Source organism: Bradyrhizobium sp. USDA 4454 (assembly GCF_054822705.1).
In genome coordinates, this window is the sequence record NZ_JBTRCN010000001.1 from 888,627 (window position 1) to 914,507 (window position 25,881).

Consider the following 25,881-nt stretch of genomic DNA (forward strand, 5'->3'; position numbering starts at 1 on the left):
CCTGGTCTTCGCCAGGACGACGATCGGAGAGACGGGCGTCAGTTCAAATTGATATTGAATTCGTAGCTCTTATCGCCGCCGACCAGCGTCAGCTTGAGCGCGGCGCCGTCTGCCGTGGCGCCGGGCGGCAGACCGTCGAGCTCGAAGGAGAAGCGCTTCACGCCCGGCGGCGCGTGCTCGACGAGCTTGGGCACCGGCAGCGCCCAGTCGGGCGTCGGTCCCTCGACGAACAGGCTGAGGTCCTTTGCCTCGGACGCGGTGACATCGACCAGCACGTTGTTGCCGTCGCGCTTGACGTTGCGGATCGTGAACGGGGCAGGGTCGCCGATATTGGCGGGCTTCGGCACCGCGTTGAGCGCTTCCGACAGCGCCGCGTCCTCGGTCGATGCGACGCTGGCGAACGCCAACTCCGCCTTCGCTTCCACCGGCACGCACAGCTTCTCGCATACCGCGTAGCTGATGTCGGCGCGCAGCACCAGCGGCTTGTCCGGGTTCTTCGCGACGATGCGCAGCGGCAGCACCACCTGATGCTTGTAGCCGAGCGAGGTGCCGCCGGCGCCGTCGTCGAACTGGCGCGGGGCCGGCCACATCACCGTCACCGCATCGACATTGTCGGACTTGGAGAAATCGAACCGCGGCGGCACGCCGGAATCGCCGGGCGTCCGCCAATAGGTTTTCCAGCCGTCCTGCAACTGGAAGGCTATGCCGCCGAGCAGCACCGCGCCGCTGCGCGATCCCGCAAGCAGCCGCACCGCGGAATGGGTGTCCTGCTGCCACGGGGAGGCGTCGTCGGCGCGAACCCCCGTTGCGGCAAAGGCGACGGAAAATAAGGCGACAACGCCAAATGCGGCCCGCAGGGGAACTGTGACGATCATGAGACGTCTTTACCTGCAACTTTCGGTGCAAACCATTGAATTGCTTGTGATGCATCGCCGCACTGCGATCGATGGTTGATTGACAGAACCGCCACCCAATATCAGGATGCCAAATCAGCAGGAAAGGCCTCTGCGGATGCGCCCTGAAGGCAAAACAGGCAAGACAACAGGCAGGCCTCGCAAGACCGCCGCGGGCCCAAACCCGGGCGTCCGTCCCGATGCCGGCGACGATGGCTATCTCGATGGCCAGATGCTGATCGCCATGCCTGTGATGAACGACCCGCGGTTCGAGCGCTCGGTGATCTACATGTGCGCCCATTCATCCGAGGGCGCGATGGGCATCATCGTCAACCGCCCGGCCGGCAGCATCGATTTCCCCGGCCTTCTGGTGCAGCTCGACATCATCCAGAAGTCGGACCAGATCACGCTGCCCGAGAATGCCGAGATGATGAAGGTCATGAAGGGCGGCCCGGTCGACACCGGCCGCGGCTTCGTGCTGCATTCCAGCGACTTCTACATCCAGGATGCGACGCTCAACATCGACGATGGCATCTCGCTCACCGCGACCGTCGATATCCTGAAGGCGATCGCCAGGGGCGCCGGCCCCAAGCACGCCATCCTCGCTCTCGGTTATGCCGGCTGGGCGCCGGGCCAGCTCGAGAACGAGATCCAGCACAATGGCTGGCTGCATTGCGACGCCGATCCGGAGCTGATCTTCGGCACCGATGTCGACGAGAAATACGCCCGCGCCTTGCGCAAGATCGGCATCGAGGCCGGCATGCTGTCGAACGACGCCGGGCACGCGTAGGCTCCGCTGAAGTAGCGACGGTCTCAACACATCCACGGTGTCGTCCCGGCCGGGACCCATAACCACAGGGCGTCGTTGTGGCGCCGTGCTGGGGCCACAGCATCGTCCAATCATGAGCTGCTGGGTAATGGGTCCCGGCTTTCGCCGGGACGACGCATGTAATTTGCAGCTTACTCCGCCGCTTCCTGCGCCACCGTCGGCTGGGTGCCCGCCACCGTGGCGCGTCGCATGTCGCGGGGTTGCGACTGGTCGTAGCGGCGGACGCGGTGCACGGTCTGGCGGTTGTCCCACATCACGAGGTCATGCACCGTCCATTCGTGGACGTAGACGAACTCCGGCTGCGTGGCGTGCTCGGTGAGGTCGCGCAGCAACAGCCGCGCCTCCGGCATGCTCATGCCGCGGATCGCGCCGGCATGCGACGATAGATACAGCGACTTGCGGCCGTGCACCGGATGGGTGCGCACCAGGCGCTGCAGGACCGGCTTGAACATCTCTTTCTCTTCGTCGGTGTAGTCCAGGAAGCCGAGCGAGCCACGCGAATACATCAGCGAGTGCTCGCAGATCATGTCCTCGATCTCGGCCTTGGTCTCGTCGTCGAGCGCATCATAGGCCGCGCGCATGTCGGCGAATTCGGTGTTGCCGCCCTTCGGGTTCACCACCCGCGCCGACAGCAGCGAGAATTTCGCCGGGATCGGCCGGAACGAGCTGTCGGAATGCCACAGGCAGTTGCCGAGGTTGAAGAGATGGGTGCGGTGATCCTTCGGCAGCGGCTTGCCGTCCTTGCCGAGATTTCCGACATCGTTGAGCCCGGAGGAGAGGCGGTAGTCCTCCTTCTTGGTCACGGTGCCGCCGCGCGAGGTCTCGCGCTCGCCGAAATTCAGCGCGAACGCCATCTGCTGCTCGTCCGTGATGTCCTGGCCGTGGAAGACGAGCACGGCGTATTTGTCCATGCCGGCCTCGATGTCGCGGGCTTCCTGCTTCGTCAGCGGCTTGCGCAGATCGACGCCGGAGACCTCGCCGACGAAATGCTTGTGAAGCTGCCGGATCAGGACCGTCATGGCGCATATCTCCCCGTGCTCGTGCGGGCGGTTGTCCCGCTTCGTTTGAGCAGAAGGCTACTCCCGAGGCGCGCGCTGTCAACGCTTCGGGGAGAGACGCGGGTCAGGCATTCCGCGCCATCAACCCACCGTCGACCGGAATCACTGCGCCGGTCAGGAACGATGCTGCGGGCAGGCACAGGCTCAACGTCATATGCGCGACCTCCTCCGGATCGCCGTAACGCGCCAGCGCGGTGCGGCGCTTGGCGTAGATCGTCTTATGCTCCTCGGAGATGCGGTCGGTGATGGCGGTGCGGATCGGACCCGGGCAGATGCAGTTCACCGTGATGCCTTCGCGTCCCAGTTCCACCGCGAGCGAGCGGGTCAGGCTGGTGACGCCGCCCTTGGCCGCGGAGTAGGGGCTGTGCAGGCCTGTTGCACCGAGAGCCTCGGTCGAGGCGATGTTGACGATGCGCGGCGAGCGCGACTTGCGCAGGTAGGGCAGTGCGGCGCGGATGATGCGCGGATGCGCCGTCAGCATGACAGCGATGCCCTTGGCCCAGGCGTCCTCGTATCCGGGATCGTCGATCGGCACCCGCACCGAGATGCCGGCATTGTTGACGATGATGTCGAGCCCGCCAAAATGCGCGGCGACATCGTTGACGACCTTGGTGATCGCATCGCGATCGCTGACGTCGAGCGTCCAGGCTTTCGCCGCGCCGCCGCTTGCCGAAATCTCCTTCGCCACCGCCTGCGTGCCCTCTTCGGTGAGGTCGGTGACCGCGACATTGGCGCCTTCATCGGCGAACACGCGCGCGGTGGCGCGGCCCATGCCGCTGGCGGCACCGGTGACGAGAACGGTGAGGCCCTTCACCGAACGGCTGAGCTGCTTGTATTCGGACATCACGGACCTCCCGTTTGATTTTCTTGCGTGCTGTGAGACCGGCAACGCTGGCACCGATCTGGAGAGACGTCAAACCGGCGATCTCTTGTCGGCGTGCGCGCAGCGCGTTAACGCAAGTTTCCCGGTTGGCTTTTCGCAAAGGATCATGCTCAATCAAGACAACAACGGAGAGGAACGCGCGATGAACGAGCTCGATTTCGGCGGCAAGCAGATACTGGTGGTCGGCGGCTCCAGCGGCATCGGCAACGGCATCGCACAGGCGTTCCGCGCCAAGGGCGCGCGCGTCAGTGTGTACGGCACCCGCGCCAAGGCGAGCGATTATTCCGCGGAGGAAGGCTCGCATCTCGATGGCCTTGCCTATGCGCAGCTCGATGTCTCTGATCCGCAGGCGGTCGCAAGCCTCACGCCATCGTTCGATCGGCTCGATGTGCTGGTGCTGGCGCAGGGCGCGGTGATTTACCGCCGCGGGGAATTCGAGATGGAAGGCTTCCGCAAGGTGCTCGAGGTCAATCTGATGAGCCTGATGGCCTGCGCCACCAAATTCCACCCGATGCTGAGCGCAAGCAAGGGCTCGCTGATCATCGTGAGCTCGACCGCGGCGTATCACTCCACCATGGGCAATCCGGCCTACAACGCCTCGAAGACCGGCGCCGTCGGGCTGACGCGCACGCTCGGCGAGGCCTGGGCCGAGAACGGCGTCCGCGTCAACGGCATCGCGCCCGGCCTCGTCGACACCAAGATGACCAAGGCGACGACGGCGAATCCCAAACGCCTCGAAGGCGCGCTCGAGCGCATTCCGCTGAAGCGGCTCGGCACGCCCGCCGACATGGCCGGCGCCGCCTTGTTTCTGGCCTCGCCGCTCGCCGCCTACATCGTCGGCCAGACCATCGTCGTCGACGGCGGGCTGATCCTGTAACCATAGGAACCGGCGCGCGCTTGCCCGGTTAGCTCCTGACAATTCAGGGAGCGTCACGATGGACAAGGATCGGATTTTCGGAACGGCGAAGGAGTTCGCGGGCAAGGCCGAAGGCGCAGTCGGCGACGCGGCCGGCGATAAGCAGACGCAGGCTTCGGGCAAAGCGCGCGAGGCGGCCGGCGCAGTGCAGGACCTCTACGGCCAGGCCAAGGACGCCGCACGCGACGCCGCCGACAGCGCGGTCAACTACGCCAAGGATACCTTCAAGGATGCCTATGAGCATCCCGGCGAGGCCGTTCGCAGCGGACAGAAGGCGGTGGCGCAGACGGTGCAGGACAATCCGCTGGGATCGCTCTTGATCGCCGGCGGCATCGGTTTTGCGCTCGCGCTGCTGATGACGCGCCAGCCTCGACGCCCGCCGCCGTCACGCTGGCGCTATTACGGTTGAAGCCTCGCGATAGATCCGTAGGGCGAGTTAGCGATAGCGTAACCCGCCGTCTCACCGCGCACTCTATACCGGCGGGTTACGGCTTCGCCTAACGATCTATCATGATCTGAACGCGCGTTACGCGCCGTCTACTGCCAGGGATTCCACGGCCCCGCGGCGCGCTGTCCGACGCCACGCGGTGGCCGCGGTGGCGGGGCGACCAGCGGGCGCTGCTGCGGTGCGCCGAACCCGAAGAAATCGCGCAGCCAGGGCTGCGCCTGCGGCTGTTGCGGCTGTTGCTGCGTCTGGGCCGGGCGGAACACGCGCCTGGCCGGCTTCGGCGCGGTGATGATCGAGCCGTCGGGCGCGATCGCCGTGGTCGAGGGCGGCGGATTTGCCGGCCCACCCGCTGGCGCGGTTGGCGTCACCGCGGCAACCGGCACGTCGCCCTTGGCCTGCTCGCGGCCGATCTCGCGGCGCGGCCAGGCGAAATCATCGGCGCGGCCGGCCGGCGGCGCCAACGCCTCGCCCTTCACCAGCGTCCGCGCGGCGAGCGCATCGACGGCGGCGGGCCGCGAGCCCGGTCCGCCGAGCAATTGATCGGTGCCGACGGTCGAGGCGACCAGCGGCAGCACCGGGCCTGCCAGCGGCCGCGGCGCCGGCTTGCCGGGCTCGGCGCTGGTATCGGGCGTTGCCGGCTCGCTCGGCAGCGCGATCGGGCCGGAGCGCACCGCAAGCAGGCGGGTTACTTCGCGCTCGACATAATGCGCGAGCTTGCGCGCACCGGCCTTGGTGAAGAACACGCCGTCATCGGTGCGCAGCTTGCGCGGCTGGCCCTCGAAGTCCGGGCCCTTCGGCATGAAGCGGCCGGCCTCGTCGACAAAGCCGTCCCAGACGTCGACATAGGTGATGCCGGCCTTGCCGGCGCCGTCGCGATAGAGCGCGTCGAGGAACAGCATGTCCGACGTGCCCTTCTGGCCGCGGATCGCAGGCAGGCCGACCCACAGCACCGGCACGCCCTTGCTCTTCAGCACGTTGATCAGCTCCTCGATCTTCTTGCCGTAAAGCTCGACCCAGCGGTCCTCGCGGAAATCATAGACGCCACCGGGCGAGCGCGCGGTCTTTTCCGGCGCGGCCTGCGCATCATTGTCGGCGTCGTCGGGCGGCAGCTCGGGATCGACCGGCTTGGCTTCGGTCTTGGCTTCGGTCTTGGCATCGTTCTTCGCATCGGTCTTGGCGGCGGCATCGGGCTTGTCGCCCGGCTTTGCGTCCGGCTTGCCGCGCGCGTCCTTCTTCTCGTCTTTCTTGTCGGCCTTCTTCTCCACCACCGGTTCGCGGATCGCCGCACGATCATTGAGGCCGAGCATCACGACGATGGCGTCCGGGTTCTCGGTGGCGAGAATGCCCTTGGCGGCCGCCGCCCAATCCGCCGGGTCGCCCTTCGGCTGATAGCGGATCAGGCCGGACACCGTCTTTGCCTTGCGGATCACGCCCATGTCGGGTTGGTCGGAATAGGCATCCTCGAGGCCATAGGCGAGCCAATCGGCCATTGCGTCGCCGATCACGAGCACATTGCGCTCGGCGGCGGCCTCGCGCTTGGCCGGCGCCGGTGCGCGCGAGAAATCCTCGCGTGGCCGCTGCTGCTGGGGCTGCGACTGCGGGTGCTGCTGCTGGAACGGCGCGAAGAAATCGCCGCCGAACCAGCCGCCTCCACCGCCACCGCCACTTCGTGGCGGCGGCGCGCGGCGCTGGGGGGCGTCACCGAAGCCGGGGAAACCGAAGAACTGCGCCGAGGCGGGCTCGGCAATGCCGATCAACAGCGCAAGCGCCACCGTTAGCGCGACCAGCGGGCCGGCTTCGGTGAATAGGCGCAGGAAGGACTTCGGCTCTCGCATCGGGGCGTCGCAATGATCTGGAAGTACGTGAGCATATTAGCGGAATCGGGCCGCAAGCGGGCAGCTTTTCCACCATAAATCGGGTGCCTCCAGCCGCCATCAAGGCGGGCGGCAACTATCGGATTTCACGTTACTTTTGGGACGAGGGGGCCTGAACGTCATTCCGGGGCGATGCGTAGCATCGAACCCGGAATCTCGAGATTCCGGGTTCTCGCTTCGCGAGCCCCGGAATGACGTTCACATTGCTTAACTGCCTCGCCTTACCGTCCCCTGAGCCGGTCCAGCACCTCTGACGTGGCAAAGCCGTCGGCGGGTGCGCCGATCGAGACCTGGAAGCCGCGCAGCGCCTCGCGGGTCTGGCCGCCGAACTGGCCGTCGGGCGTGCCCTTGTAGAAGCCGCGCTGGGCCAGCAGCTGCTGCAGTTCCAGCCGCTCGGCGCGCGACAGCACCCGTTCCTGGCGCGGCCAGGGCTGCACGAAGGGCTGGCCGCCGCGCAGCCGATCGGCGAAATGGCCGATCGCGAGCGCATAGGCCTCGGCCGGGTTGTATTTCATGATGACGCGGAAGTTCTGCAGCATCAGGAAGCCCGGCCCCTCGGCGCCCGCCGGCGCCAGCAGATAGGCCTTGTCGGACGGCCGCGGGAACGGCTGGTTGTTGGGCCGCTTGACGCCGAGCTGTTCCCATTGCGACAGCGGCATCACCTTGGCGCGGTCGGCCAGCATGTAGTTCAGGCCTCGCGGCAGCACGACCTCGTAGCCCCAGCTCGCGCCGGTCTGCCAGCCATCCTTCTTCAGATTGTTGGCGGTGGACGCGATCAGGTCGCTCGGATTGTCGACCACGTCGCGGCGGCCATCGCCGTCGCCGTCGACCGCGTAGCGCTTGAAGGCGGTCGGCATGAACTGGGTCGGGCCGAACGCGCCGGCCCAGGAGCCGCGCAGCTGTTCGGGCTTGAGATCGCCGCGGTTGAGGATCTCCAGCGCCGACAGGAACTCGTCCTTGAAATAGGCCTGGCGGCGGCCGATGCAGGCGAGCGTCGCGGTCGACTGCAGCACGCTGCGATCGCCCATCTGCGTCGAGTAGTTCGACTCGATACCCCAGATCGCCGCGATGATAGTGCGATCGACGCCATAGGCCTTCTCGGTTGCGTCGAACTGCGGCTTGTACTTCGCGAGGATCTCGCGGCCCTTCGCCAGCCGCGCGTCGCTGACCAGAATGTCGAGATAGTCCCAGATCGCCTTGGTGAATTCCGGCTGCGAGTCCAGCAGGTCCATGATGCGCAGGTCGGGTTGCAGCCCTACGGTGAAGCGCTGGAAATTATCCTGGGTGATGTTGCGCCGCGCGGCATCCGGCCACATCGCTGCGACGCAGTTCGGGAAGTCGGACGCGGCCTGGCGGATCGCGGCGGATGTCATCAGCGGATGGCCGGAGGCGCCGTCTTCGCCGCTCCAGGGTGGTGCGGCGCCATCCTGTCCGGTCGCAGCCTGCGGCGGGGTCGCGTTCGGCCCGGAAAAGATACTGTCGATCAGGTTGGTCAGGCCGTTACCGGCCGATTGCGCCTGGGCCCCGCCGGCCAGCAGCAGGGCCAGCGCGATCAGGCTCGCGCTGCAAAGCCTGGTTCTTGATGTTCCCATCGAGCGCATTTGTCGTATGCCTGTCAAAAACGTGCTGTTCCAGAAGGACCCGTCACGGTTTCCAATAGCTTAACAAAGGGCAGCATTTAGGGCGTGGCGAAATCACGCGACGGTTTTCGCCGGGACAAATTGTCCCCGTCGTCACTCCGCTTTCGACTGCGCCCTGAGACCGGCCAGAACAGCTTCGGCGTTCTCGAAACAATCGCCGCCCGGCGGCGTAGCCTCGATCCGGGCGATCACGGCCTCAAGGCCGGCCCGGGTTTCGGACAATCGGCGCTGCAGGGCAGCGACCTCGATCACCTTGGTCTTCAGCGCGGCCACCAGCCTGTCCTTGCTCCAATCTCCCTTGCCGTGCGGCGGCAGCAGGTTCCGGATCTCGTCGAGCGAAAATCCCGCCTGTTGGGCCATCACGATGATCTCCAGAACCTGCCTGGTTCCGCGCGAATACTGCCGATAGCCGTTCAAGCCGCGGTCGATCGACCCGATCAGCCCCTCTCGCTCATAGAAGCGGATGCGCGACGGCGACAGACCGGATTCCCGAGCCAGTTCCCCGATCTTCACGGCGGCGCTCCTGCTTGACCTTCAAGTTTACTTTAAGGTTAGGGTGCGCGCAGATCAACTAGGAACTCGATAAGGAACCTGGCTCATGTCGCCGTTCGATTGCCTCACTCTGCCCAACGGAACCAGCATTCCCAACCGCATCGCCAAGGCGGCGATGGAGGAGAACATGGCCGACGCTGACCATCTCCCCTCGGCCGAGCTGCTGCGCCTCTATCAGGCTTGGGCCGACGGCGGCGCCGGTCTCATCATCACCGGCAACGTCATGATCGATCGCCGTGCCATGACCGGTCCGGGTGGCGTCGTGCTGGAGGACGGTACCGAGCTTGAAGCGTTTCGAAACTGGGCGCGGATTGGCCGGGCCAGAGGCGCGCAAATCTGGATGCAGCTCAATCATCCGGGCCGCCAGATGATGAAGAATCTCGGTCAGCAGACCCTGGCGCCATCCGCTGTGCCGCTCGATCTTGGCAAGCATTCGAATCTGTTCGGGATGCCCAAGGCGATGACCGAGCAGGACATCGACGAGGTGATTGCGCGCTTCGCCAGCGCGGCGCGGCTCGCCGAGCGGACGGGCTTCTCCGGCGTCCAGATCCACGCGGCACATGGCTATCTGCTCAGCCAGTTCCTGTCGCCCCTGACCAACCGGCGCACTGACCGTTGGGGCGGCTCGCTGCAAAACCGGGCGCGTCTGTTGATCGAAACCGTCAAGGCGGTGCGTGCGGCGGTGTCGCCGGGTTTCTCGATCGCGATCAAACTGAATTCGGCCGATTTCCAGCGCGGCGGCTTCGATGCGGCTGATGCGAAGACCGTCGTCGAGAAGCTGAATGAATTGCCCGTCGATCTGGTCGAATTGTCGGGCGGCAGCTACGAGGCGCCGGCGATGCAGGGCGAGGCACGCGACGGTCGCACTCTGGCGCGCGAGGCCTATTTCCTGGACTTCGCGCGCGACATCGCCGCGGTCGCACGGATGCCGGTCATGGTCACCGGGGGCATTCGCCGCATCGGCGTCGTGCAACAGGTGCTCGACAGTGGCGTCGCCATCGCCGGCATCGCCACCGCGCTGGCCATCAGGCCGGATTTGCCGAATGCCTGGCGCAGGGCTGAGGATCTGCGGCCAGAAGTCGCGCCGATCCGTTGGAAGAGCAAGCCGATGGCGTCGCTTGCCGCGATGGCCGTCGTGAAATTCCAGCTCCGGCAGTTGAGCAGGAGGCGCACCGCCAATACGAACGTTTCGCCGCTGAAGGCGTTAGTTCTCGCCCAGCTGCGGACGGCGGTGCTGACCCGCAAGTATCGCCGCTGGATCGCGTCATCTGCTGGCGCGACCGCCGCATCCGGCGGCGCGTCGGCGCCGTCGCGCGCGAATTCGCGGGCCGTCGGGATGCCGCGGTAGTCTGAACGCTCGGGTCGACGACGCCTGGGTGGAAGAAGGCGGGTTGGTGCGCATCACACATCCGCCTTTGTTCTCGGCTGCAAAACGGTTACCAAGAAGAGATTAAATCTCGCGCGTTCCCACCCGTTGCAAGGCTTCCGATAGTCCCATGAAGATCCGCAAAGCCGTATTTCCCGTCGCCGGTCTCGGTACCCGTGTGCTGCCCGCCACCAAGGCGATGCCGAAGGAGATGTTGACGATCGTCGACAAGCCCCTGATCCAGTATGTGGTCGATGAGGCGAGGGAAGCCGGCATCGAGCACTTCGTGTTCGTCACCGGCCGCAACAAGGGCGTCATCGAGGATCATTTCGACCGCATGTTCGAGCTCGACACCACGCTGGCGCAGCGCGGCAAGAAGACCGAACAGGAAATCCTGGCGCAGAACCAGCCCGAAGCCGGCGCGATGAGCTTCACCCGGCAGCAATCGCCGCTCGGGCTCGGCCACGCGGTGTGGTGCGCGCGCGACATCGTCGGCAACGAGCCGTTCGCGGTGGTGCTGCCCGACGAGCTGGTGCTGAACACGCCGGGCTGTCTGAAGCAGATGATCGACGCCGGCCACAAGCTTGGCGGCAAGTCGAACCTGATCGCGGTCGAGGCGGTGCCCGACGAGCTCACCCATCAATACGGCATCTGCAGCGTGGGGAAACGCACCGGCAACATCTTCGAGGTCGACCGCATGGTCGAGAAGCCGCCGCAGGGCACCGCGCCGTCGAATCTGTCGATCACCGGCCGCTACATCCTGCAGCCGGAGATCTTCGACATCCTCGCCACCCAGCCGCGCGGCGCCGGCGGCGAGATCCAGCTCACCGACGCGATGATCGGTCTCGCCAAGACACAGAAGTTCTACGGCGTCGAGTTCGAGGGCGAGCGCCACGATTGCGGCTCCAAGCCCGGCTTCCTCCGCGCCAACATCGCCTTCGGCCTCAAGCGCCCCGAGCTGCGCGACGGCCTGATCGCGGAGATGAAGAAGTATCTGGAGAGGTAGGGGCGTCGGCCGTGTCATGCGCGCCGGAACGGCAGCCTCGTAGGGCGGATTAGCGCAGCGTAATCCGCCGTTATCTGCCGCCGCAGCGCGCGGCGGATTACGCCTTCGGCTAATCCGCCCTACGAACTGCGCCGCAAATTCGTCCCGGCGCAGGCCGGGACCCATAACCACGAATAGTTATTGGTGAGCGACGCTGGAACGGCGAGTCCCGTTCACAACGTCCGCCGCGGCGTATGGGTCCCGGCCTGCCAGGCCGTGTAAAAACCATGCTGTGATGCTGGATTTTGGAGGGTGAGACTGATTCGGGGGCATGATGGCAGACGTTGTTGGCCAGTCGCGTTAGGTGACGCTCTATCCCGAGACGTTGGACGATGTGATCGCGGCGGACAGCGCGGTGCGGGTGATTGACGGCTTTGTGGACAGCCTGGATCTTGCCGAACTGGGTTTCTCGCACGTTGAGGCGGAGGCGACAGGACGGCCGCCTTACGATCCGCGCGATCTGTTGAAGCTTTATATCTACGGGTACCTGAACCAGATGCGTTCGAGCCGGCGGCTTGAGCGTGAGGCGCAGCGCAATGTTGAGGTGTTTTGGCTGATCAATCGGCTGACACCGGTGTTCAAGACCATCGCGGACTTCCGCAAGGATCATCCGGAAGCCATAGTCGGGGTCTGCCGGGCCTTTATAAAGTTCTGCCGCGGGCAATCGGTGTTTGGAGGCGAAGTCCTGGCGATCGATGGAAGCAAGATTGCTGCGGCTGCCAGCCGCAAGCAGGTGATCACCAAGAAGAAGCTTGCGGAACGGGACGCGGCGATCGAGCGCAAGATCGCCGAGTACCTGACGGCCATGGATGAGGCCGATGCCGAGGAGACGCCGCTTGAGCCAACCAAGGCCGACGTGGCGGCAGCCCTTGCTGCGTTGAAGGCTCAGCGGGCGGCGTTGCAGCAGCAGGCCAAGCAGCTGGTTCAAGAAGGCCTCAAGCAGAAGGTGTTGGGCGAGCCTGAGGCCAAGCTGATGCGCACGCCGCGCGGCCATCAGGTGGCCTACAATGCGCAAATCGCGGTCGATGCCCAGCACGCCCTGATCGTCGCGTTCGATCTGACCAACGAGGGCAACGATCTGCAGCAGCTGCATCCGATGGCCCGGCAGGGCAAGGCGGCCGTCGGCGCCGATCAGGTCAGCGTCGTTGCCGATACCGGCTACGCCAACGGCGCCCACGGCAAGCAATGTGAGCAGGACGGCATCACCGCGATCGTGCCCCACGCCGAACGGGTCAATCCGAAGGGCAAGCAATACTTCAGCCGCGATCAATTCAGCTACGACCGGGAGAACGACAGCTGGAACTGCCCGGCCGGCGAGATCCTCCACCTCTTCAAGACCTCCCGCACCAAACAGAAGAAGGAATATCGGACGCAAGCCTGCCCGTCCTGCCCGCTGAAGTCGCAATGCACCAAAGCGGCGCGGCGGATCATCGTGCGCGGCTTCCATGACGACGACCGCGAGGCCATGCACCAGCGTGCCATGGCCGATCCGAGCTGGATGAAGCTCCGCCGGCAGGTCGCCGAACATCCGTTCGGGACCGTCAAATGGCTGATGGGTATCCCGCGCTTCCTTCTCCGCGGATTGCGGAAGGCCAAAGCCGAACTGGCACTCAGCATCACCGGCTACAACATCAAAAGAATGATCGCCATCAAGGGCGTACCCGCTCTGCTCCAAGCGCTCCGGCCCCATCCAGCTTGAGGCCGACACCTCGTCCCTCAACTTCAAGCAACACGCCGACTTCCTACACGGCCTGCTGCGCCGGGACGACAGCTGCAAGCGTGGCGCGACGGTGCGTCAAAAACGAACGGCATCCTCAACCAAGCCAAGATCACCCAACCTTCCGTCGTCCCGCGGCGTTTCGCGTCCTTCACTTGATCCCCCTTCGGCGCGCGCAGCTCGCGGGCGGCGAGTGAGACGACTTCGGCGATCTGCTGGAGCTGTGCGGCGAGCGGGGAGCTCTTGCGCCAGACCATGCCGATGGTGCGCGAGGGCTGCGGGTGCTTGAAGCGCGAGACCGTGACCGGCGCCGAGCGCGTCTCCACCGTCACCGCCATCTCCGGGATCAGGGTGACGCCGATGCCGGCGCCGACCATCTGCACCAGCGTCGACAGCGAGCTCGCGTCCAGCACCTCGCGCGGCGGCGAGGACTGCATGTTGCAGAACGACAGCGCCTGGTCGCGGAAGCAATGGCCCTCCTCGAGCAGCAGCAACCGCATCTCGCGCAGCATCTCGGCGCTCGGCACCGGCGTCTTGGCATCCTCGCCCGGCCGCACCAGCAGGAAATTCTCCGAGAACAGCGCGACCTCGGTCAGCGACGGCTCCGATACCGGCAGCGCCACGATCGCGGTGTCGAGCCGGCCTTCGGCGACCTCCTTGATCAGCTTCGGCGTCAGTGTCTCGCGGACATGGATGTCGAGCTCGGGATGCAGCCGCGCCAGCGTCTCGATCACCTTCGGCAGCAGATAGGGCGCGATCGTCGGGATCATGCCGACCCGCAGGCGTCCGGCGAGCTTGTCGCGCGAGGCGCGGGCGAAATCGCCGAGCTCGTCGACCGAGCGCAGGATGTCGCGAACGCGGCGCAGCAGCTCCTCGCCGAACGCCGTCAGCGTCACCTGCCGCGCGCTGCGCTCGATCAGCACGCCGCCGACCGCCTGTTCCATCTCGCGGATCTGCATCGACAGCGCCGGCTGCGACACCGCGCAGGCGTCCGCGGCGCGGCCGAAATGGCCGTGCTGCGCCAGCGCATCGAAATACCTGAGTTGCCGGAGTGTGACATTTATCATCAGATTATCTTATCGTCGTGATCATTAAAGTCAATTTCACCTGATGGATTGGGGCGCGTAGAATCCGTCTTGGAAGAGCTCCAGCACATTCCAGAATCCATCACCTCGGAGAAGAAACATGGACGCAAAAACCGACGAAGGCGCGGGCAAATGCCCGTTCGGCGCAAGCCCCCGCGCACGCACGAATCGTGACTGGTGGCCGCAAGGACTCGACATTCAGGTGCTGCATCGGAATTCGGATCTGTCCGATCCGATGGGAAAGGCCTTCGACTACGCCAAGGAATTCAAGACCCTCGATCTCAACTCGGTCATCAAGGACCTGACGGCCTTGATGACCGAGTCGCAGGAATGGTGGCCGGCCGACTACGGTCACTACGGTGGCCTGATGATCCGCATGGCCTGGCACTCGGCGGGTACCTACCGCATCACCGACGGCCGCGGCGGCGCCGGTGCCGGTCAACAGCGTTTTGCGCCGCTCAACAGCTGGCCCGACAATGCCAGCCTCGATAAGGCGCGCCGGCTGCTCTGGCCGATCAAGCAGAAGTACGGCAAGAAGATCTCCTGGGCCGACCTGATGATCCTTGCCGGCAACGTCGCGCTGGAATCGATGGGCTTCAAGACCTTCGGTTTCGCCGGCGGCCGCGCCGACGTATGGGAGCCGGAAGAGCTGTATTGGGGCCCGGAAGGCACCTGGCTCGGCGACGAGCGCTACAGCGGCGAGCGTCAGCTCTCCGAGCCGCTTGGCGCGGTTCAGATGGGCCTGATCTACGTCAATCCGGAAGGTCCGAACGGCAAGCCGGATCCGGTCGCGGCCGCGAAGGATATTCGCGAGACGTTCTTCCGCATGGCGATGAACGATGAGGAGACCGTCGCGCTGATCGCCGGCGGTCACACCTTCGGCAAGACCCATGGCGCGGGCGATCCGTCGCTGGTCGGTCCGGAGCCGGAAGCTGGCGCGCTCGAGGACCAAGGCCTCGGCTGGAAGAGCAGCCATGCCAGCGGCGTGGGCGCTGATGCGATCACCTCCGGCCTCGAGGTGGTCTGGACCCAGACGCCGACCAAGTGGAGCAACTACTTCTTCGAGAACCTGTTCAAGTATGAATGGGAGCTGACGAAGAGCCCGGGTGGCGCCCAGCAGTGGGAAGCCAAGGGAGCTGACGCGATCATCCCGGATCCGTTCGATCCGTCGAAAAAGCGCAAGCCGACGATGCTGACCACGGACCTCTCGCTGCGCTTCGATCCCGCCTATGAGAAGATCTCGCGCCGCTTCCTGGAGCATCCCGATCAGTTCGCGGACGCCTTCGCCCGCGCCTGGTTCAAGCTCACCCACCGCGACATGGGTCCGATCGTGCGCTACCTCGGCCCGCTGGTGCCCAAGGAGACGCTGATCTGGCAAGACCCGATCCCGGCGCTCGATCATGAAGTGATCGGCGACAAGGATATCGAGGCGCTCAAGGCGAAGATCCTCGCCTCGGGTCTGTCGGTGTCCGAACTGGTGTCGACCGCCTGGGCCTCGGCCTCCACGTTCCGCGGCTCCGACAAGCGCGGCGGCGCCAACGGTGCGCGCATCCGTCTTGCTCCTCAGAAGGACTGGGAGGTCAACGAGCCGGCGCAGCTCAAGACGGTGCTGGGCAAGCTCGAAGCCATCCAGAAGGAGTTCAGCACCGGCGGCAAGAAGGTCTCGCTGGCCGACCTGATCGTGCTCGGCGGTGCGGCCGCGATCGAGAAGGCGGCCAAGGACGGCGGCATCAGCGTGAAGGTTCCGTTCACGCCCGGCCGCATGGACGCGTCGCAGGATCAGACCGACGTCCAATCCTTCGCTCCGTTGGAGCCGCGGGCTGATGGTTTCCGCAACTATGTCAGCGGCAAGCATCAGTTCATGATGCCGGAAGAAGCGTTGGTGGATCGTGCGCAGCTGCTGAAGCTGACGGGGCCGGAAATGACCGTCCTCGTCGGTGGCCTGCGCGTGCTCGGCGCCAATGCCGGGAAGTCCAAGCACGGCGTCTTCACCGGCAAGCCCGGGACGCTGACCAACGACTTCTTCCTCAACCTGCTCGATATGTCCACTGAGTGGAGCCATGTCGGCCAGGGCGTCTATGAAGGCCGCGACCGCAAGACCAAGGCGGTGAAGTGGACTGGTACCCGCGTCGATCTGATCTTCGGTTCGCACTCGCAGTTGCGGGCATTCGCCGAGGTCTACGGCCAGTCCGACTCGAAGGAACAGTTCGTGAAGGACTTCGTCGCGGCCTGGGCCAAGGTGATGAACGCCGATCGCTTCGACCTCGTGAAGTAAGCGGCCGGCAACGGCAATCAGGGACAGGGCGGCGCTTCGGCGCCGCCCTGTTTCATTTCAGGGACGTCGTATTTAAGACGAAAGGCTTTCCGCAGCCTTGCTCAGTCGTGCAGCCTCATGTCCCGGATCATCGCCTCGAACTCCGCCCGCGTCGGAATGACCGGTGGCGATTGCGGCGCGCTGCTCGTCGCGATCGGAGCATCGCACTGCGAGGCCCCACGCGATGGCTCGAAGATTGCCGTCAGGCTCGCCCAGCACACCAGGAGCGCCACGATCCAGTCCAGTACATTAGGTGCCGTCATGGCAGCACCAGCATCAGCATTTCCATGTGTCGATGGTGCAGCCGGCGCGCGGCTCGCGCAATTCGGAAGCTACGAAACGTAACTTCGGCAAAACCGAGAGCCGCGCCTGTTCGAGGCGAATGCCAGATACCGTCATTGCGAGGAGCGTCAGCGACGAAGCAATCCATTTCTCCGCTTGCGGCACAATGGATTGCTTCGCTTCGCTCGCAATGACGGCGGATGAAATTGCGCGCGCCAACCCCAAATCGTGGAGTTGCTGCTACAGCGGCTATCCGGTCCGCGCCCGGCGCCCCTCGATCGGATAGGCGGGATCGTTGAAGCCCGGCGTCGAGGGATGGCCGGTGACGACAAGGCGATCGATCAGGGCTTCGTCCTCGGCAGTGAAGCGGTAGTCGAGCGCGCGGATGTAGTCGTCCCATTGCGCTTCGGTACGCGGGCCCGCGATCACGGCGCTGACGAACGAGGAGTTCAGCACCCAGGATACCGCGAACTGCCCGGCGGTGATACCGCGGCTCTCGGCATGGCGCTTGATCTCCTGGGCGAGCTGCAATGATTCCGGCCGCCACTCGGTCTGCATCATGCGCTTGTCGTTGCGCCCTGCACGGGTGTCCGCCGGCGGCGCGGCATCGGGCGCGTATTTGCCGGTCAAGACGCCGCGCGCCAGCGGGCTATAGGGCACGATGCCGAGGCCGTAATAGGCGCAGGCCGGGAAATGCTCGACCTCGGGCATCCGGTTCATCGCATTGTAATAGGGCTGGCTGGCGACCGGGCGGTCGATGCCGAGCCGGTCGCAGATGTTGCAGATCTCGGCGACGCGCCAGGCGCGGTAGTTGGAGACGCCGAAATAGCGCACCTTGCCGGCGCGGATCAAATCGCCGATCGCGCGCACGGTCTCGTCGAGCGGCGTCGCGTGGTCCTCCTTGTGCAGGTAGTAGACGTCGATGTAGTCGGTGCCGAGCCGCTTCAGGCTTTCGTCGGCGGCCTGCAACACCCAGCGCCGCGACAGCCCGCCATGGTTCGGATCATCGCCGATCGGGTTGGCGAGCTTGGTCGCGAGCACCCAGTTGGAGCGGCTGTTGGCGATCGCGCGGCCGACGACCTCCTCGGACTTGCCGCCATTATAGGCGTCGGCGCTGTCGATGAAGTTGATGCCGGACTCACGCGCCTTGGCCACGATCCGCGACGAAGTCGCCTCATCGGTCGGTCCGCCGAACATCATGGTGCCGAGGCAGATCGGCGAAACCTTCAGGCCGCTGCGGCCGAGCTGGCGATATTGCATCGATCGTTCCTCCGGACGTCATTCCGGGATGGTCCGAAGGACCAGACCCGGAATCTCGAGATTCCGGGTTCGATGCTGGCGCATCGCCCCGGAATGACAGGATCAACTCTCGTTCTTCAGGATCTTGAACACGCCGTTGGCCATCGCGATGCAGCGCTTCTCGACGGTCACCTCGGCGCTGATGAAGATCAGGCTGCGGGTCGAGCGCACCACGCGGGGCCGCGTCGTCAGGATCTCGCCGATCTTGCCGGCCTCGACGAAATGGGTGTCGAGCTGCACCGTCGCAAGCGTCGGCCTGCCCGAGACGAAGCGCGCGGCCATGCCGCAGGCGCGGTCGGCAAACGTCATGATCACGCCGCCCTGCACCAGGCCGCGGCGATTATGGTGCTTGTCCTCGGTGATCAGCGCGAGCTCGAGCGCGCCGTCCTTCAACCGTTCCCACAACGGGCCGATCAGGGTCAGGAATCCCGTGGTTTCGGCGATCTTCCAGCCGTCGGATTTGAGGTGGTCCGCGGCCTTGGCCGTCATGAGGAGGGATCCCTTGCTTGCAGATGACTGATCGCAGGAGGCATGTCGTTCGGCTCATTTCATCAAACGCTGATGTGTTGTAGTCAAGCTCAATGGCCCGCACATTTGACGATGCCACCCGGCGGAATATCGCAGAGCTCTGTGCCGCATTTACGCGTCAGGCCGCGGCCGATGCGGCGCCGACGCTGAAACGCGCGGCGGTCGCGATCGCGCTGACCGAAGGCGATGATGGCCATGGTACGGCGTTCCTGCTGACCCGCCGCAGTGCGCGCCTGCGGGCGCACAGCGCGCAATGGGCGCTGCCGGGCGGACGTTGCGATGCCGGCGAGACGCAGACTGAAGCCGCGCTGCGCGAATTGCACGAAGAGCTCGGGCTCAAGCTGTCCGAACGCGATGTGCTCGGCCTGCTCGACGACTATCCGACCCGCTCCGGCTATCTGATCACGCCGGTCGTGGTGTGGGCCGGTGCGCATGCCGCGATCACGCCGAATCCGGACGAGGTCGCCACCGTGCACCGCATCGGCCTCGATGCGATCGAACTTCAGGAGGCGTTCAGCTTCGTCACGATTCCCGAGAGCGCGCGGCGCGTGATCCGCTTCCGCCTCGGCGGCCAGCAAATCCATGCGCCGACCGCCGCGCTGATCTATCAGTTCCGCGAGGTGCTGGCCGGGCGCAGCACGCGCGTCGCCGATCTCGAGCAACCGGTGTTCGCATGGAAGTGACCGCCATCACCCGTCGGCACGGCGTTGCGCGGGGAACACCGCATTGTGGCGAAAGTTCTGGAGCTGATCGCGGCATCCGGCCGCTTCGATCCGGACAATTCCGGGCTGACTTCGCGGCCGCGCTTGCTACAACGAGGCCATGCGCCCGCAATTGATTCGCCCTTGGCTTGGACTCGTCGCGCTCGCGCTCACTGCGGGCGCGCCGTCTGTCTTGGCTGGTGTCTTGGCCGGCGAGGCCGATGCATTGCCGCCGTCCGTCGCCAATGCGATGGCGCAGGCATCGCCGCAGGCGATCATGGAGTATCGCCGCAAGCTGCAGGAATACGAGGAGGCGCGTGCCGCCTTCGAGCAGGACGCCGGCGCCTATTGGAACGCAATCGCCGACAAGCGGCGCGTCCGCAATGCCAAGCGTCGCGACCGCGTGCAGATTACCCTCGACGATTACGTGCTGCAGCAGCCGCCGGTCTATGAGGGGCCGAAGCGGCCGGTCAATCCGGCGCCCGAAGAGGAGGGCGGCAAGCCGCCGCGGCCGCCGAAAACGATTCCGGTGGTCTCCGATCTGGTCAGTGCGGCCGCCGAACAATTCCAGTTCACGCCGCAGCGGCCGACCAGCGAGGTCGAGTTCAAGCGCGCCTATGCCCGCTACGCGCGCGCGGCGGGGCTGACGCCGGAGCAGGCGGTGCGGGTCTATTCGTTCGAGACCGGCGGCACCGGCAATTACGACGTGCAGGCAGGCATCGAGCATGGCGGCAGGCGTGCCATCTCCACCGCGATGGGCTACAACCAGCTGCTCACCACCAACACCGTCGAGCTGCTGGCCGAGCAGGGCCATGAATTCGTGCGGGACCTGACCGAGCGGGTGGCGCGGACGCAGGGGCCGGCGCGCAAGGCCATGGAGCACAAGCTCGCGGTGCTGAAGAAGATGGTGGCGTTCGCGCGCACCGTGCCCGACGACTGGTCGGCACATCAACGCCTCGCCGATACGCCGCAAGGCTGGGCCTGTCATGCCATGGTGCTCGATATCGATGTCGGCCCGATGCTGCAGACCCACAAGCTGCTCACCTCGGTGATCTTTGCGCGCAACAAGGGCTACGGCCGGCCGCTGACCGCAGCCGAGCTCGAGATGATGAACCTGACCGGCGACGGCACCGGGCTCGATATGGTGACCATGCCGCAGGCGATGCGCGAACAGGTGCCGACCGCGAACTTCTTCCAGCGCTCGGGCTATGAGCGCAACCCGGTCGCGATCCGCCACAACACCGTGGCCAGGCTGCTTGCCGTCACCAACGAGCGGATGGACTTCAACAGCAACAAGCCCGGCGCCAAGGAATTGGCCGCGGCATTCTGAGGTCTGCTGGAAGTCTCAGTTCGAGCCGAACATGAACTTGCCGTCGCCCTCGAGATAGGGCCCGGAGCGCATGTAGAGCTGGCCGTTGTGGCCGATGAAGAACAGCGTCCCCTTCGGCACCTTCTTGGCGCCCTTCAGCAAGGTGCCGGCATTGCTGGTCCCCATCTTGTAGGCCCAGGTCTTGCCGTCCTTGTCATAGGCATAGCCCATGTCGGTCTTCAGCTCCCAGGGCGCAGCCTCCTGCGCCAATGTGCATGTCGTCATCGCGGCAAACGCCGCAGCTGCAAAAAAGGTCTTGGTCAAAAAATGCGTCATGATCCACCTCCGGCCGAAAAAACGGCGTCGTCCCCACGTCCTTGAACAAATCACGAACGCCATTCACGCGTCAATACGACAATCGACGTGGCTGCTTACGCAGATCATCGAGTTTGTGATTTCCCGTATCAAGCTTGGCGACTATTTTCGCGTTACCGTTTACAAACGCTTCGATTGCCAGAAACGCTACCTAGGGATGATCAGGATGAACCACGTCATGAAGATCGGTATCGGTGTCGCTCTGTCGTTCATGACGCTGGCGTCAGTCGCGCAGGCGGACGAGTTCAAGCTCTCCAACAACCAGCGGATCTCCTGCAGCCGCGGTCTCTCCGCGGGCAAGCTCAACACCTCGACCTGCAAGTCCTACGCCTATCTGTTCAACGCCAAGACCTCGGAATATTTCCGTTGTCAGGTCTCGCTGGCGCTGACGCGGGACAACAAGGAGGTCATCAACGTCCAGGCCGACGGCGGCTGCACCAAGAAGCCGCGCATCTTCGAGACCGACGGCAATTACACCTTCGACGCCACCGAGACCGAGCCGCCGAACACCAACTCGTTCTTCGGTCCGGGCGGCTATGCGATCTGGGCGAGCGACGCCAACACCCAGAAGATTCGCGGCTGCATCACGATCTCGTCCGGCCTCGGCTCCGATATCTCGAAATGCCTCGACATGACGTTTCAGTGAGGGCGGCGCGGCCCTCGTGAATGCGGGCGCGTCCGGCGTGGTAGTGCCGTCGAACCGGCATGGGTCAGGAGGCCGGCTCTTTCTCCGAGAAGTGCATGCGTGAGCGGGCGAACTTCTTGACGCCCATCGGTTTGCCGAACAGGTAGCCCTGGACCTGATCGAATTCCATCTCATGGGCGGTGAGGAAGTCCGCGCGGGTCTCGACGCCCTGGGCGACGACCTGCGCGCCGCAGTCATGGGCGAGTTCGACGACACGCCGGCACACCGTCTGCTTCAGGCGCTGATCGGCGCAGCCGGTGACGTATTGATGATCGACCTTGAGCTGGACGAATGGAAAATTCGGCAGTCCCAGCAAGGACGGCCAGTTGGCGCCGACATTGTCGATCGAGATGCCGATATTGTGCAGCCGCACGCGCCTCGCGACATCGATCGCGAGATCCAGATTGTCGACCACTTCGGTGCTGTCGATCTCGATCAGCAGGCCGGCGAAGGCCGCATGGTCCGGAATCCGGTAGCAGAGCTCGCGCACTGCGTCATCGTCGGCGAGAAACGAGATCGGCAGGTTGATCGAGAGATTGACCGGCCCGATCTGCTCGAGCAGATAGCGCCAGTCCTCGATCGCGCGCGCGATCACGAACTCGGACAGCGCGTGAAAATGCGGATCGCTTTCGTCGGGGATGAAGTAGGCCGGCGGCACGACGCCCCATGCCGGATGGCGCATCCGGATCAGCGCCTCGGCACCGCTCGGGACCAGCGTCCGGAGATGGATTTTCTGCTGATACCACAGCTCGAGCCAGCCGGCCTTCAGTGCTTCGGGGACGTCGACGGCCGGGCTCGGCGCGGGCTCGAGCGGCAGCAATGACGCAAGACTGTCGCGAAGGGTTCCGGCGCTGAACGGTGTGGACAGCGCCGGCAGCATGGCGATGCCGTACTCATCGCCGATCTGCCGGACCGCCTTGACGATGATCGAGTCCGGTTGGCCGATGACGAGGACCTTGCCGCCATAGTCCTTTCTCACCAAAGTCTCGAGAATTTTACTGACTTCGATGCCGTCCACGGACACCCCGAGCACCAGAAGATCGGGCCGTTCCGCGTCCAGCACGGTGTCGAGTTCCAGTGCCTGGCTGCATTCACTGGTGATGAAGCCGAGGTCGTCCAGTGCCTCCGCGAGGAAGGTCCGAAGGTGTTTTTTGCTGTCCGCTATGCATGCGCGTGGGGTCAGCTTGCGATGTCCGAACCAGCCGGCCCGGGTGCGTTCGATATGACTGATGTGGTTCATGCCCCGCCTTATCCGTAATTACCCCGGCCTGACTCGTACATCCAAGAGCCGCGGCAATCATGGAAATTTCTGGTTCATACATTGATTGGCTCGCTAACCTTAAAGGATTCAATTCGACTCAAATGATGCCGGAATCGCTGCGCCTTGCCGCGGTTACACCTGCAACAAATGCGTCATCTGGCGTTCATGCGCGCGATCGCAACCGACTCTGCGCGTCGCCGGAAACATTGCGCGCGTGTGTCATCGCGAGACGGTGTTAATGACTATGTTATCGCGCCGATGCAGGCGTGGAATTGCGCCATTGTCGGACATCGGATCGCATCGCACGCAGCGAATCGCGATCATCTGTTCTGCGATGCCAATGAAGTCGTGCGTGTCGTCGTTGTTGCGGTTCGCAACGTCTCCGGCATTAGCGCGCAGTAGCCGATCAGCCCGACGCCAGCGACGGCTGCAAGGAACAGGAATGCAGCGCTGTAACCGGCATGGACGATAATGAATCCGGCGACGGCCGTGCTGAGCGCGCCGCCGAGACCGGTTCCGGTGGCGATCGCGCCCTGGCTGATGTTGAAATGCCCGGTACCGTGCGTGAGATCGGCAACCACGAGCGGAAACAGCGCGCCGAAGATTCCGGCGCCGACGCCGTCGAGCAATTGCACCGACACGAGCCAATACGGGTTATCCGGCAACGGATAAAGCGCGCCGCGAACCGCCGGCACCGCGAGCGCTGTCGCAAAGATCGGCTTGCGGCCCCAGACATCGGCCTTGCGTCCGACCAGCATCGCAACCGGCACCATTACGACCTGCGCCGCGATGATGCAGACCGACATCAGCGATGTGCCGAGGTTGCGATTGACCAAAGCGAGCTTCTGTCCGACCAGCGGCAGCATCGCCGCATTGGCGAAATGAAAGATCACGGTCGAGACCGCGAAGATCAGCAGCGGCCTGCAGGTCAGCAGCATGCGAAAGCCGGACGGGCGGTCATGCGCCGCGCCGGGCTCCTCCGCGACGTCGTCGAGCCCACGCGCAACCTGGTGATCGATGGCGGCGGACGGGATCGACAGCGTCGCGGCGATGCTGGCAAGCGCCATTGCGGCGAGCAGCCAGAACACCACGACGGGACCGAACCAGTAGGCGGTGCCGCCGGCGATCGCGGCGGCCACCGCGTTGCCGGCATGATTGAAGGCTTCGTTGCGGCCGGTCCGTACCGCGAATGCCGTGGGTCCGACGATACCGAGCGTCACTGCGGCGATCGCCGGCGCGAACACCGATGCGCTCGCGGCCGCGAGTGCCTGGGTCGCGGCGACCAGCGCGAAGCGGTCGAGCAGCGGCAGCAGCAGGGACGCGGCGGTCACGGCGATGGCGGCCGCGATCATCAGCCCCCGCTTGGCGCGGCTGCGGTCGATCAGGGCGCCGGCCGGCGTCTGGGCGACGATCCCGGCGATCGCCGCGATCGACATCACCGAGCCGATCGAGCCCTCGTCCCACTTGCGTTCGGTCGGCAGGTAGATCGCAAGATAAGGGCCGAGCCCGTCCCGCACGTCGGCGAGGAAGAAGTTCAGCGCATCCAGCGCGCGCTCGACGGTCGTCGTCCGGGACGGCTGCAAGTGATACCTCGCGGCCGGATCGCGCATCTCAACCCGCTCGCAGGGGACGAGTTCCCGCGCAGGTAAAGTGATGCTGCCATCGGGATTTTCGGCCGCGCATGCGTCATTTGGATGGGTTGACCCGGTGGAGGCAGGCGGCCAATTTCCGGCCCGGCTTAGGGGAGAATAATGCTCATGAATTCTAGGTTGATGGCTGCCGCGGTCGTGGCAGCCAGTGTTTTGTCCGCGCCTGTCGCACAGGCCGAGCAGTTCATTAACGTGCTCACCGGCGGCACCTCGGGCGTCTACTATCCGCTCGGCGTCGCGATCGGAAAGATCTACGGCGACAAGATCGCCGGCACCAAGACCCAGGTGCAGGCGACCAAGGCCTCGGTCGAAAACCTGGTGCTGCTGCAGCAGGGCCGCGGCGAGATCGCCTTCACGCTCGGCGATTCGCTGAAGGCGGCCTGGGAAGGCGACGCCGAGGCCGGCTTCAAGGCCAAGCTCGACAAGCTGCGCACCATCGGCGCGATCTATCCGAACTACATCCAGATCGTCGCGACCGCCGAAAGCGGCATCAAGACGCTGGCCGACCTCAAGGGCAAGAGCCTGTCGGTCGGCGCGCCGAAATCCGGCACCGAGCTCAACTCGCGCGCGATCCTCGCCGCCGCCGGAATGAGCTACAAGGATCTCGGCAAGGTCGAGTATCTGCCGTTCGCCGAATCGGTCGACCTGATGAAGAACCGCCAGCTCGGCGCCACGCTGCAATCAGCCGGCCTCGGCGTTGCCTCGCTGAAGGACCTCTCGACCTCGAGCGAGATCACCGTGGTCGCCGTGCCGAAGGAGACGGTTGACAAGATCGGCCCGCCCTTCGTCTCCGTGATCATTCCGGCCAATACCTATACTGGTCAGGGAAAGGACGTGCCGACCGCCGCGGTCGTGAACTACCTCGTCACCTCGAGCGCGGTGTCGGACGATCTCGCCTATCAGATGACCAAGCTGGTCTATGAATCGCTGCCGGAGCTCTCCAACGCCCACGCCGCGGGCAAGGAGATCAAGCTCGAGGCCGCCGCGACCGGCAGTCCGGTGCCGCTGCATCCCGGCGCGATCCGCTATTACAAGGAAAAGGGACTGATCAAGTAAGGCGATACAAACCGGCCTCCATCGTCATCGCGAAGACCCAACGGCTCGCAATGACGGTGGTCCGGACGAAGGCCAGGTGGCTATAAGCGCCCTTGGGCACGGCGGGGGACCTATTC

General features: G+C 64.9%; 25 protein-coding genes. 11 read left to right on the forward strand and 14 right to left on the reverse strand.

The window, feature by feature from the left end; all coding sequences use genetic code 11:
- Positions 1 to 38 precede the first annotated feature (38 nt).
- Entirely contained in the window at positions 39 to 875 is an 837-nt protein-coding gene (locus ACVIW0_RS04075) for a protein-disulfide reductase DsbD domain-containing protein (protein ID WP_461351159.1), read from the reverse strand.
- Between the two features lie 136 nt (positions 876 to 1,011).
- On the opposite strand from ACVIW0_RS04075, the gene ACVIW0_RS04080 reads away from it, so the two are divergent.
- The gene (locus ACVIW0_RS04080) at positions 1,012 to 1,683 is read left to right on the forward strand and encodes a YqgE/AlgH family protein (RefSeq protein ID WP_461351160.1); all 672 of its coding nucleotides are present in this window, start codon (positions 1,012 to 1,014) and stop codon (positions 1,681 to 1,683) included.
- Positions 1,684 to 1,853: 170 nt separating this feature from the next.
- Here the strand turns inward: ACVIW0_RS04080 and ACVIW0_RS04085 are convergent, their stop codons facing one another.
- Together ACVIW0_RS04085 and ACVIW0_RS04090 are read right to left on the reverse strand one after the other, a co-directional pair.
- Complete coding sequence (locus tag ACVIW0_RS04085; RefSeq protein WP_461351161.1) at positions 1,854 to 2,741, reverse strand: TauD/TfdA dioxygenase family protein; 888 nt, start codon at positions 2,739 to 2,741, stop codon at positions 1,854 to 1,856.
- Positions 2,742 to 2,844: 103 nt separating this feature from the next.
- Complete coding sequence (locus ACVIW0_RS04090; protein WP_461351162.1) at positions 2,845 to 3,624, reverse strand: SDR family NAD(P)-dependent oxidoreductase; 780 nt, start codon at positions 3,622 to 3,624, stop codon at positions 2,845 to 2,847.
- A gap of 181 nt (positions 3,625 to 3,805) precedes the next feature.
- Between ACVIW0_RS04090 and ACVIW0_RS04095 the strand changes: the two genes are divergently transcribed.
- Together ACVIW0_RS04095 and ACVIW0_RS04100 are read left to right on the forward strand one after the other, a co-directional pair.
- On the forward strand, positions 3,806 to 4,540 hold the full coding sequence (locus tag ACVIW0_RS04095; RefSeq protein WP_461351163.1) for an SDR family NAD(P)-dependent oxidoreductase: 735 nt from the start codon (positions 3,806 to 3,808) through the stop codon (positions 4,538 to 4,540).
- Between the two features lie 58 nt (positions 4,541 to 4,598).
- Positions 4,599 to 4,988 carry a CsbD family protein gene (locus ACVIW0_RS04100; RefSeq protein WP_461351164.1) on the forward strand — a complete coding sequence of 130 codons (390 nt, stop codon included), beginning with the start codon at positions 4,599 to 4,601 and terminating at the stop codon, positions 4,986 to 4,988.
- Between the two features lie 128 nt (positions 4,989 to 5,116).
- Here ACVIW0_RS04100 and ACVIW0_RS04105 read toward each other — a convergent pair whose 3' ends face one another.
- From ACVIW0_RS04105 to ACVIW0_RS04115, 3 genes are all read right to left on the reverse strand, one after another.
- A complete protein-coding gene (locus tag ACVIW0_RS04105; RefSeq protein WP_461351165.1) occupies positions 5,117 to 6,862 on the reverse strand; it encodes an SGNH/GDSL hydrolase family protein in 1,746 nt (581 codons plus the stop codon).
- Positions 6,863 to 7,122: 260 nt separating this feature from the next.
- Complete coding sequence (locus ACVIW0_RS04110; RefSeq protein WP_461351166.1) at positions 7,123 to 8,502, reverse strand: lytic murein transglycosylase; 1,380 nt, start codon at positions 8,500 to 8,502, stop codon at positions 7,123 to 7,125.
- A gap of 132 nt (positions 8,503 to 8,634) precedes the next feature.
- The gene (locus ACVIW0_RS04115; protein WP_461351167.1) at positions 8,635 to 9,054 is read right to left on the reverse strand and encodes a MerR family transcriptional regulator; all 420 of its coding nucleotides are present in this window, start codon (positions 9,052 to 9,054) and stop codon (positions 8,635 to 8,637) included.
- 85 nt (positions 9,055 to 9,139) lie between these two features.
- Here ACVIW0_RS04115 and ACVIW0_RS04120 point away from each other — a divergent pair, with 85 nt between their 5' ends.
- The 3 genes from ACVIW0_RS04120 (at position 9,140) to ACVIW0_RS04130 (ending at position 13,203) form a co-directional block, all read left to right on the forward strand.
- The gene (locus tag ACVIW0_RS04120; protein WP_461351168.1) at positions 9,140 to 10,441 is read left to right on the forward strand and encodes an NADH:flavin oxidoreductase/NADH oxidase family protein; all 1,302 of its coding nucleotides are present in this window, start codon (positions 9,140 to 9,142) and stop codon (positions 10,439 to 10,441) included.
- A 148-nt stretch (positions 10,442 to 10,589) separates the two neighbouring features.
- On the forward strand, positions 10,590 to 11,465 hold the full coding sequence (gene galU / locus ACVIW0_RS04125; RefSeq protein ID WP_461351169.1) for a UTP--glucose-1-phosphate uridylyltransferase GalU: 876 nt from the start codon (positions 10,590 to 10,592) through the stop codon (positions 11,463 to 11,465).
- Positions 11,466 to 11,808: 343 nt separating this feature from the next.
- Positions 11,809 to 13,203 carry an IS1182 family transposase gene (locus ACVIW0_RS04130; RefSeq protein WP_461351170.1) on the forward strand — a complete coding sequence of 465 codons (1,395 nt, stop codon included), beginning with the start codon at positions 11,809 to 11,811 and terminating at the stop codon, positions 13,201 to 13,203.
- Positions 13,204 to 13,226: 23 nt separating this feature from the next.
- Here ACVIW0_RS04130 and ACVIW0_RS04135 read toward each other — a convergent pair whose 3' ends face one another.
- On the reverse strand, positions 13,227 to 14,288 hold the full coding sequence (locus ACVIW0_RS04135) for a LysR substrate-binding domain-containing protein (protein ID WP_461351171.1): 1,062 nt from the start codon (positions 14,286 to 14,288) through the stop codon (positions 13,227 to 13,229).
- A 118-nt stretch (positions 14,289 to 14,406) separates the two neighbouring features.
- On the opposite strand from ACVIW0_RS04135, the gene katG reads away from it, so the two are divergent.
- The gene (gene katG, locus ACVIW0_RS04140) at positions 14,407 to 16,581 is read left to right on the forward strand and encodes a catalase/peroxidase HPI (RefSeq protein ID WP_461351172.1); all 2,175 of its coding nucleotides are present in this window, start codon (positions 14,407 to 14,409) and stop codon (positions 16,579 to 16,581) included.
- Between the two features lie 101 nt (positions 16,582 to 16,682).
- Here the strand turns inward: katG and ACVIW0_RS04145 are convergent, their stop codons facing one another.
- The 4 genes from ACVIW0_RS04145 to ACVIW0_RS04160 all read right to left on the reverse strand — a co-directional run bounded on the left by ACVIW0_RS04145 (position 16,683) and on the right by ACVIW0_RS04160 (position 18,690).
- Positions 16,683 to 16,883 carry a hypothetical protein gene (locus ACVIW0_RS04145; protein WP_461351173.1) on the reverse strand — a complete coding sequence of 67 codons (201 nt, stop codon included), beginning with the start codon at positions 16,881 to 16,883 and terminating at the stop codon, positions 16,683 to 16,685.
- 13 nt (positions 16,884 to 16,896) lie between these two features.
- Positions 16,897 to 17,121: a hypothetical protein gene (locus ACVIW0_RS04150; protein WP_461351174.1), complete on the reverse strand. Its 225-nt coding sequence runs from the start codon at positions 17,119 to 17,121 to the stop codon at positions 16,897 to 16,899.
- Between the two features lie 30 nt (positions 17,122 to 17,151).
- Positions 17,152 to 18,162, reverse strand: a complete 1,011-nt coding sequence (locus ACVIW0_RS04155) for an aldo/keto reductase (RefSeq protein WP_461351175.1) — start codon at positions 18,160 to 18,162, stop codon at positions 17,152 to 17,154.
- A 102-nt stretch (positions 18,163 to 18,264) separates the two neighbouring features.
- A complete protein-coding gene (locus tag ACVIW0_RS04160) occupies positions 18,265 to 18,690 on the reverse strand; it encodes a PaaI family thioesterase (protein WP_461351176.1) in 426 nt (141 codons plus the stop codon).
- A 92-nt stretch (positions 18,691 to 18,782) separates the two neighbouring features.
- Between ACVIW0_RS04160 and ACVIW0_RS04165 the strand changes: the two genes are divergently transcribed.
- Complete coding sequence (locus ACVIW0_RS04165) at positions 18,783 to 19,412, forward strand: NUDIX hydrolase (RefSeq protein WP_461351177.1); 630 nt, start codon at positions 18,783 to 18,785, stop codon at positions 19,410 to 19,412.
- 139 nt (positions 19,413 to 19,551) lie between these two features.
- Entirely contained in the window at positions 19,552 to 20,760 is a 1,209-nt protein-coding gene (locus ACVIW0_RS04170) for a hypothetical protein (protein WP_461351178.1), read from the forward strand.
- Positions 20,761 to 20,775: 15 nt separating this feature from the next.
- Here ACVIW0_RS04170 and ACVIW0_RS04175 read toward each other — a convergent pair whose 3' ends face one another.
- Complete coding sequence (locus tag ACVIW0_RS04175) at positions 20,776 to 21,075, reverse strand: hypothetical protein (protein WP_461351179.1); 300 nt, start codon at positions 21,073 to 21,075, stop codon at positions 20,776 to 20,778.
- Between the two features lie 205 nt (positions 21,076 to 21,280).
- Between ACVIW0_RS04175 and ACVIW0_RS04180 the strand changes: the two genes are divergently transcribed.
- Entirely contained in the window at positions 21,281 to 21,760 is a 480-nt protein-coding gene (locus tag ACVIW0_RS04180; protein WP_461351180.1) for a hypothetical protein, read from the forward strand.
- Positions 21,761 to 21,824: 64 nt separating this feature from the next.
- On the opposite strand, the gene ACVIW0_RS04185 is transcribed toward ACVIW0_RS04180, so the two are convergent.
- Both ACVIW0_RS04185 and ACVIW0_RS04190 read right to left on the reverse strand, forming a co-directional pair.
- A complete protein-coding gene (locus ACVIW0_RS04185; RefSeq protein ID WP_461351181.1) occupies positions 21,825 to 23,039 on the reverse strand; it encodes an EAL domain-containing response regulator in 1,215 nt (404 codons plus the stop codon).
- A 341-nt stretch (positions 23,040 to 23,380) separates the two neighbouring features.
- Positions 23,381 to 24,643, reverse strand: a complete 1,263-nt coding sequence (locus ACVIW0_RS04190) for an MFS transporter (protein WP_461351182.1) — start codon at positions 24,641 to 24,643, stop codon at positions 23,381 to 23,383.
- A gap of 174 nt (positions 24,644 to 24,817) precedes the next feature.
- Between ACVIW0_RS04190 and ACVIW0_RS04195 the strand changes: the two genes are divergently transcribed.
- Positions 24,818 to 25,765, forward strand: a complete 948-nt coding sequence (locus tag ACVIW0_RS04195; RefSeq protein ID WP_461351183.1) for a TAXI family TRAP transporter solute-binding subunit — start codon at positions 24,818 to 24,820, stop codon at positions 25,763 to 25,765.
- Positions 25,766 to 25,881 lie beyond the last annotated feature (116 nt).

What these genes read in the sequence shown, in the direction of transcription:
- ACVIW0_RS04075 (WP_461351159.1), bottom strand. Translation starts at nt 875, where the DNA reads ATGATCGTCACAGTTCCCCTGCGGGCCGCATTTGGCGTTGTCGCCTTA.
- ACVIW0_RS04080 (WP_461351160.1), top strand. Translation starts at nt 1,012, where the DNA reads ATGCGCCCTGAAGGCAAAACAGGCAAGACAACAGGCAGGCCTCGCAAG.
- ACVIW0_RS04085 (WP_461351161.1), bottom strand. Translation starts at nt 2,741, where the DNA reads ATGACGGTCCTGATCCGGCAGCTTCACAAGCATTTCGTCGGCGAGGTC.
- ACVIW0_RS04090 (WP_461351162.1), bottom strand. Translation starts at nt 3,624, where the DNA reads ATGTCCGAATACAAGCAGCTCAGCCGTTCGGTGAAGGGCCTCACCGTT.
- ACVIW0_RS04095 (WP_461351163.1), top strand. Translation starts at nt 3,806, where the DNA reads ATGAACGAGCTCGATTTCGGCGGCAAGCAGATACTGGTGGTCGGCGGC.
- ACVIW0_RS04100 (WP_461351164.1), top strand. Translation starts at nt 4,599, where the DNA reads ATGGACAAGGATCGGATTTTCGGAACGGCGAAGGAGTTCGCGGGCAAG.
- ACVIW0_RS04105 (WP_461351165.1), bottom strand. Translation starts at nt 6,862, where the DNA reads ATGCGAGAGCCGAAGTCCTTCCTGCGCCTATTCACCGAAGCCGGCCCG.
- ACVIW0_RS04110 (WP_461351166.1), bottom strand. Translation starts at nt 8,502, where the DNA reads ATGCGCTCGATGGGAACATCAAGAACCAGGCTTTGCAGCGCGAGCCTG.
- ACVIW0_RS04120 (WP_461351168.1), top strand. Translation starts at nt 9,140, where the DNA reads ATGTCGCCGTTCGATTGCCTCACTCTGCCCAACGGAACCAGCATTCCC.
- galU (WP_461351169.1), top strand. Translation starts at nt 10,590, where the DNA reads ATGAAGATCCGCAAAGCCGTATTTCCCGTCGCCGGTCTCGGTACCCGT.
- ACVIW0_RS04135 (WP_461351171.1), bottom strand. Translation starts at nt 14,288, where the DNA reads ATGATAAATGTCACACTCCGGCAACTCAGGTATTTCGATGCGCTGGCG.
- katG (WP_461351172.1), top strand. Translation starts at nt 14,407, where the DNA reads ATGGACGCAAAAACCGACGAAGGCGCGGGCAAATGCCCGTTCGGCGCA.
- ACVIW0_RS04145 (WP_461351173.1), bottom strand. Translation starts at nt 16,883, where the DNA reads ATGACGGCACCTAATGTACTGGACTGGATCGTGGCGCTCCTGGTGTGC.
- ACVIW0_RS04155 (WP_461351175.1), bottom strand. Translation starts at nt 18,162, where the DNA reads ATGCAATATCGCCAGCTCGGCCGCAGCGGCCTGAAGGTTTCGCCGATC.
- ACVIW0_RS04160 (WP_461351176.1), bottom strand. Translation starts at nt 18,690, where the DNA reads ATGACGGCCAAGGCCGCGGACCACCTCAAATCCGACGGCTGGAAGATC.
- ACVIW0_RS04165 (WP_461351177.1), top strand. Translation starts at nt 18,783, where the DNA reads ATGGCCCGCACATTTGACGATGCCACCCGGCGGAATATCGCAGAGCTC.
- ACVIW0_RS04170 (WP_461351178.1), top strand. Translation starts at nt 19,552, where the DNA reads ATGCGCCCGCAATTGATTCGCCCTTGGCTTGGACTCGTCGCGCTCGCG.
- ACVIW0_RS04175 (WP_461351179.1), bottom strand. Translation starts at nt 21,075, where the DNA reads ATGACGCATTTTTTGACCAAGACCTTTTTTGCAGCTGCGGCGTTTGCC.
- ACVIW0_RS04180 (WP_461351180.1), top strand. Translation starts at nt 21,281, where the DNA reads ATGAACCACGTCATGAAGATCGGTATCGGTGTCGCTCTGTCGTTCATG.
- ACVIW0_RS04185 (WP_461351181.1), bottom strand. Translation starts at nt 23,039, where the DNA reads ATGAACCACATCAGTCATATCGAACGCACCCGGGCCGGCTGGTTCGGA.
- ACVIW0_RS04195 (WP_461351183.1), top strand. Translation starts at nt 24,818, where the DNA reads ATGAATTCTAGGTTGATGGCTGCCGCGGTCGTGGCAGCCAGTGTTTTG.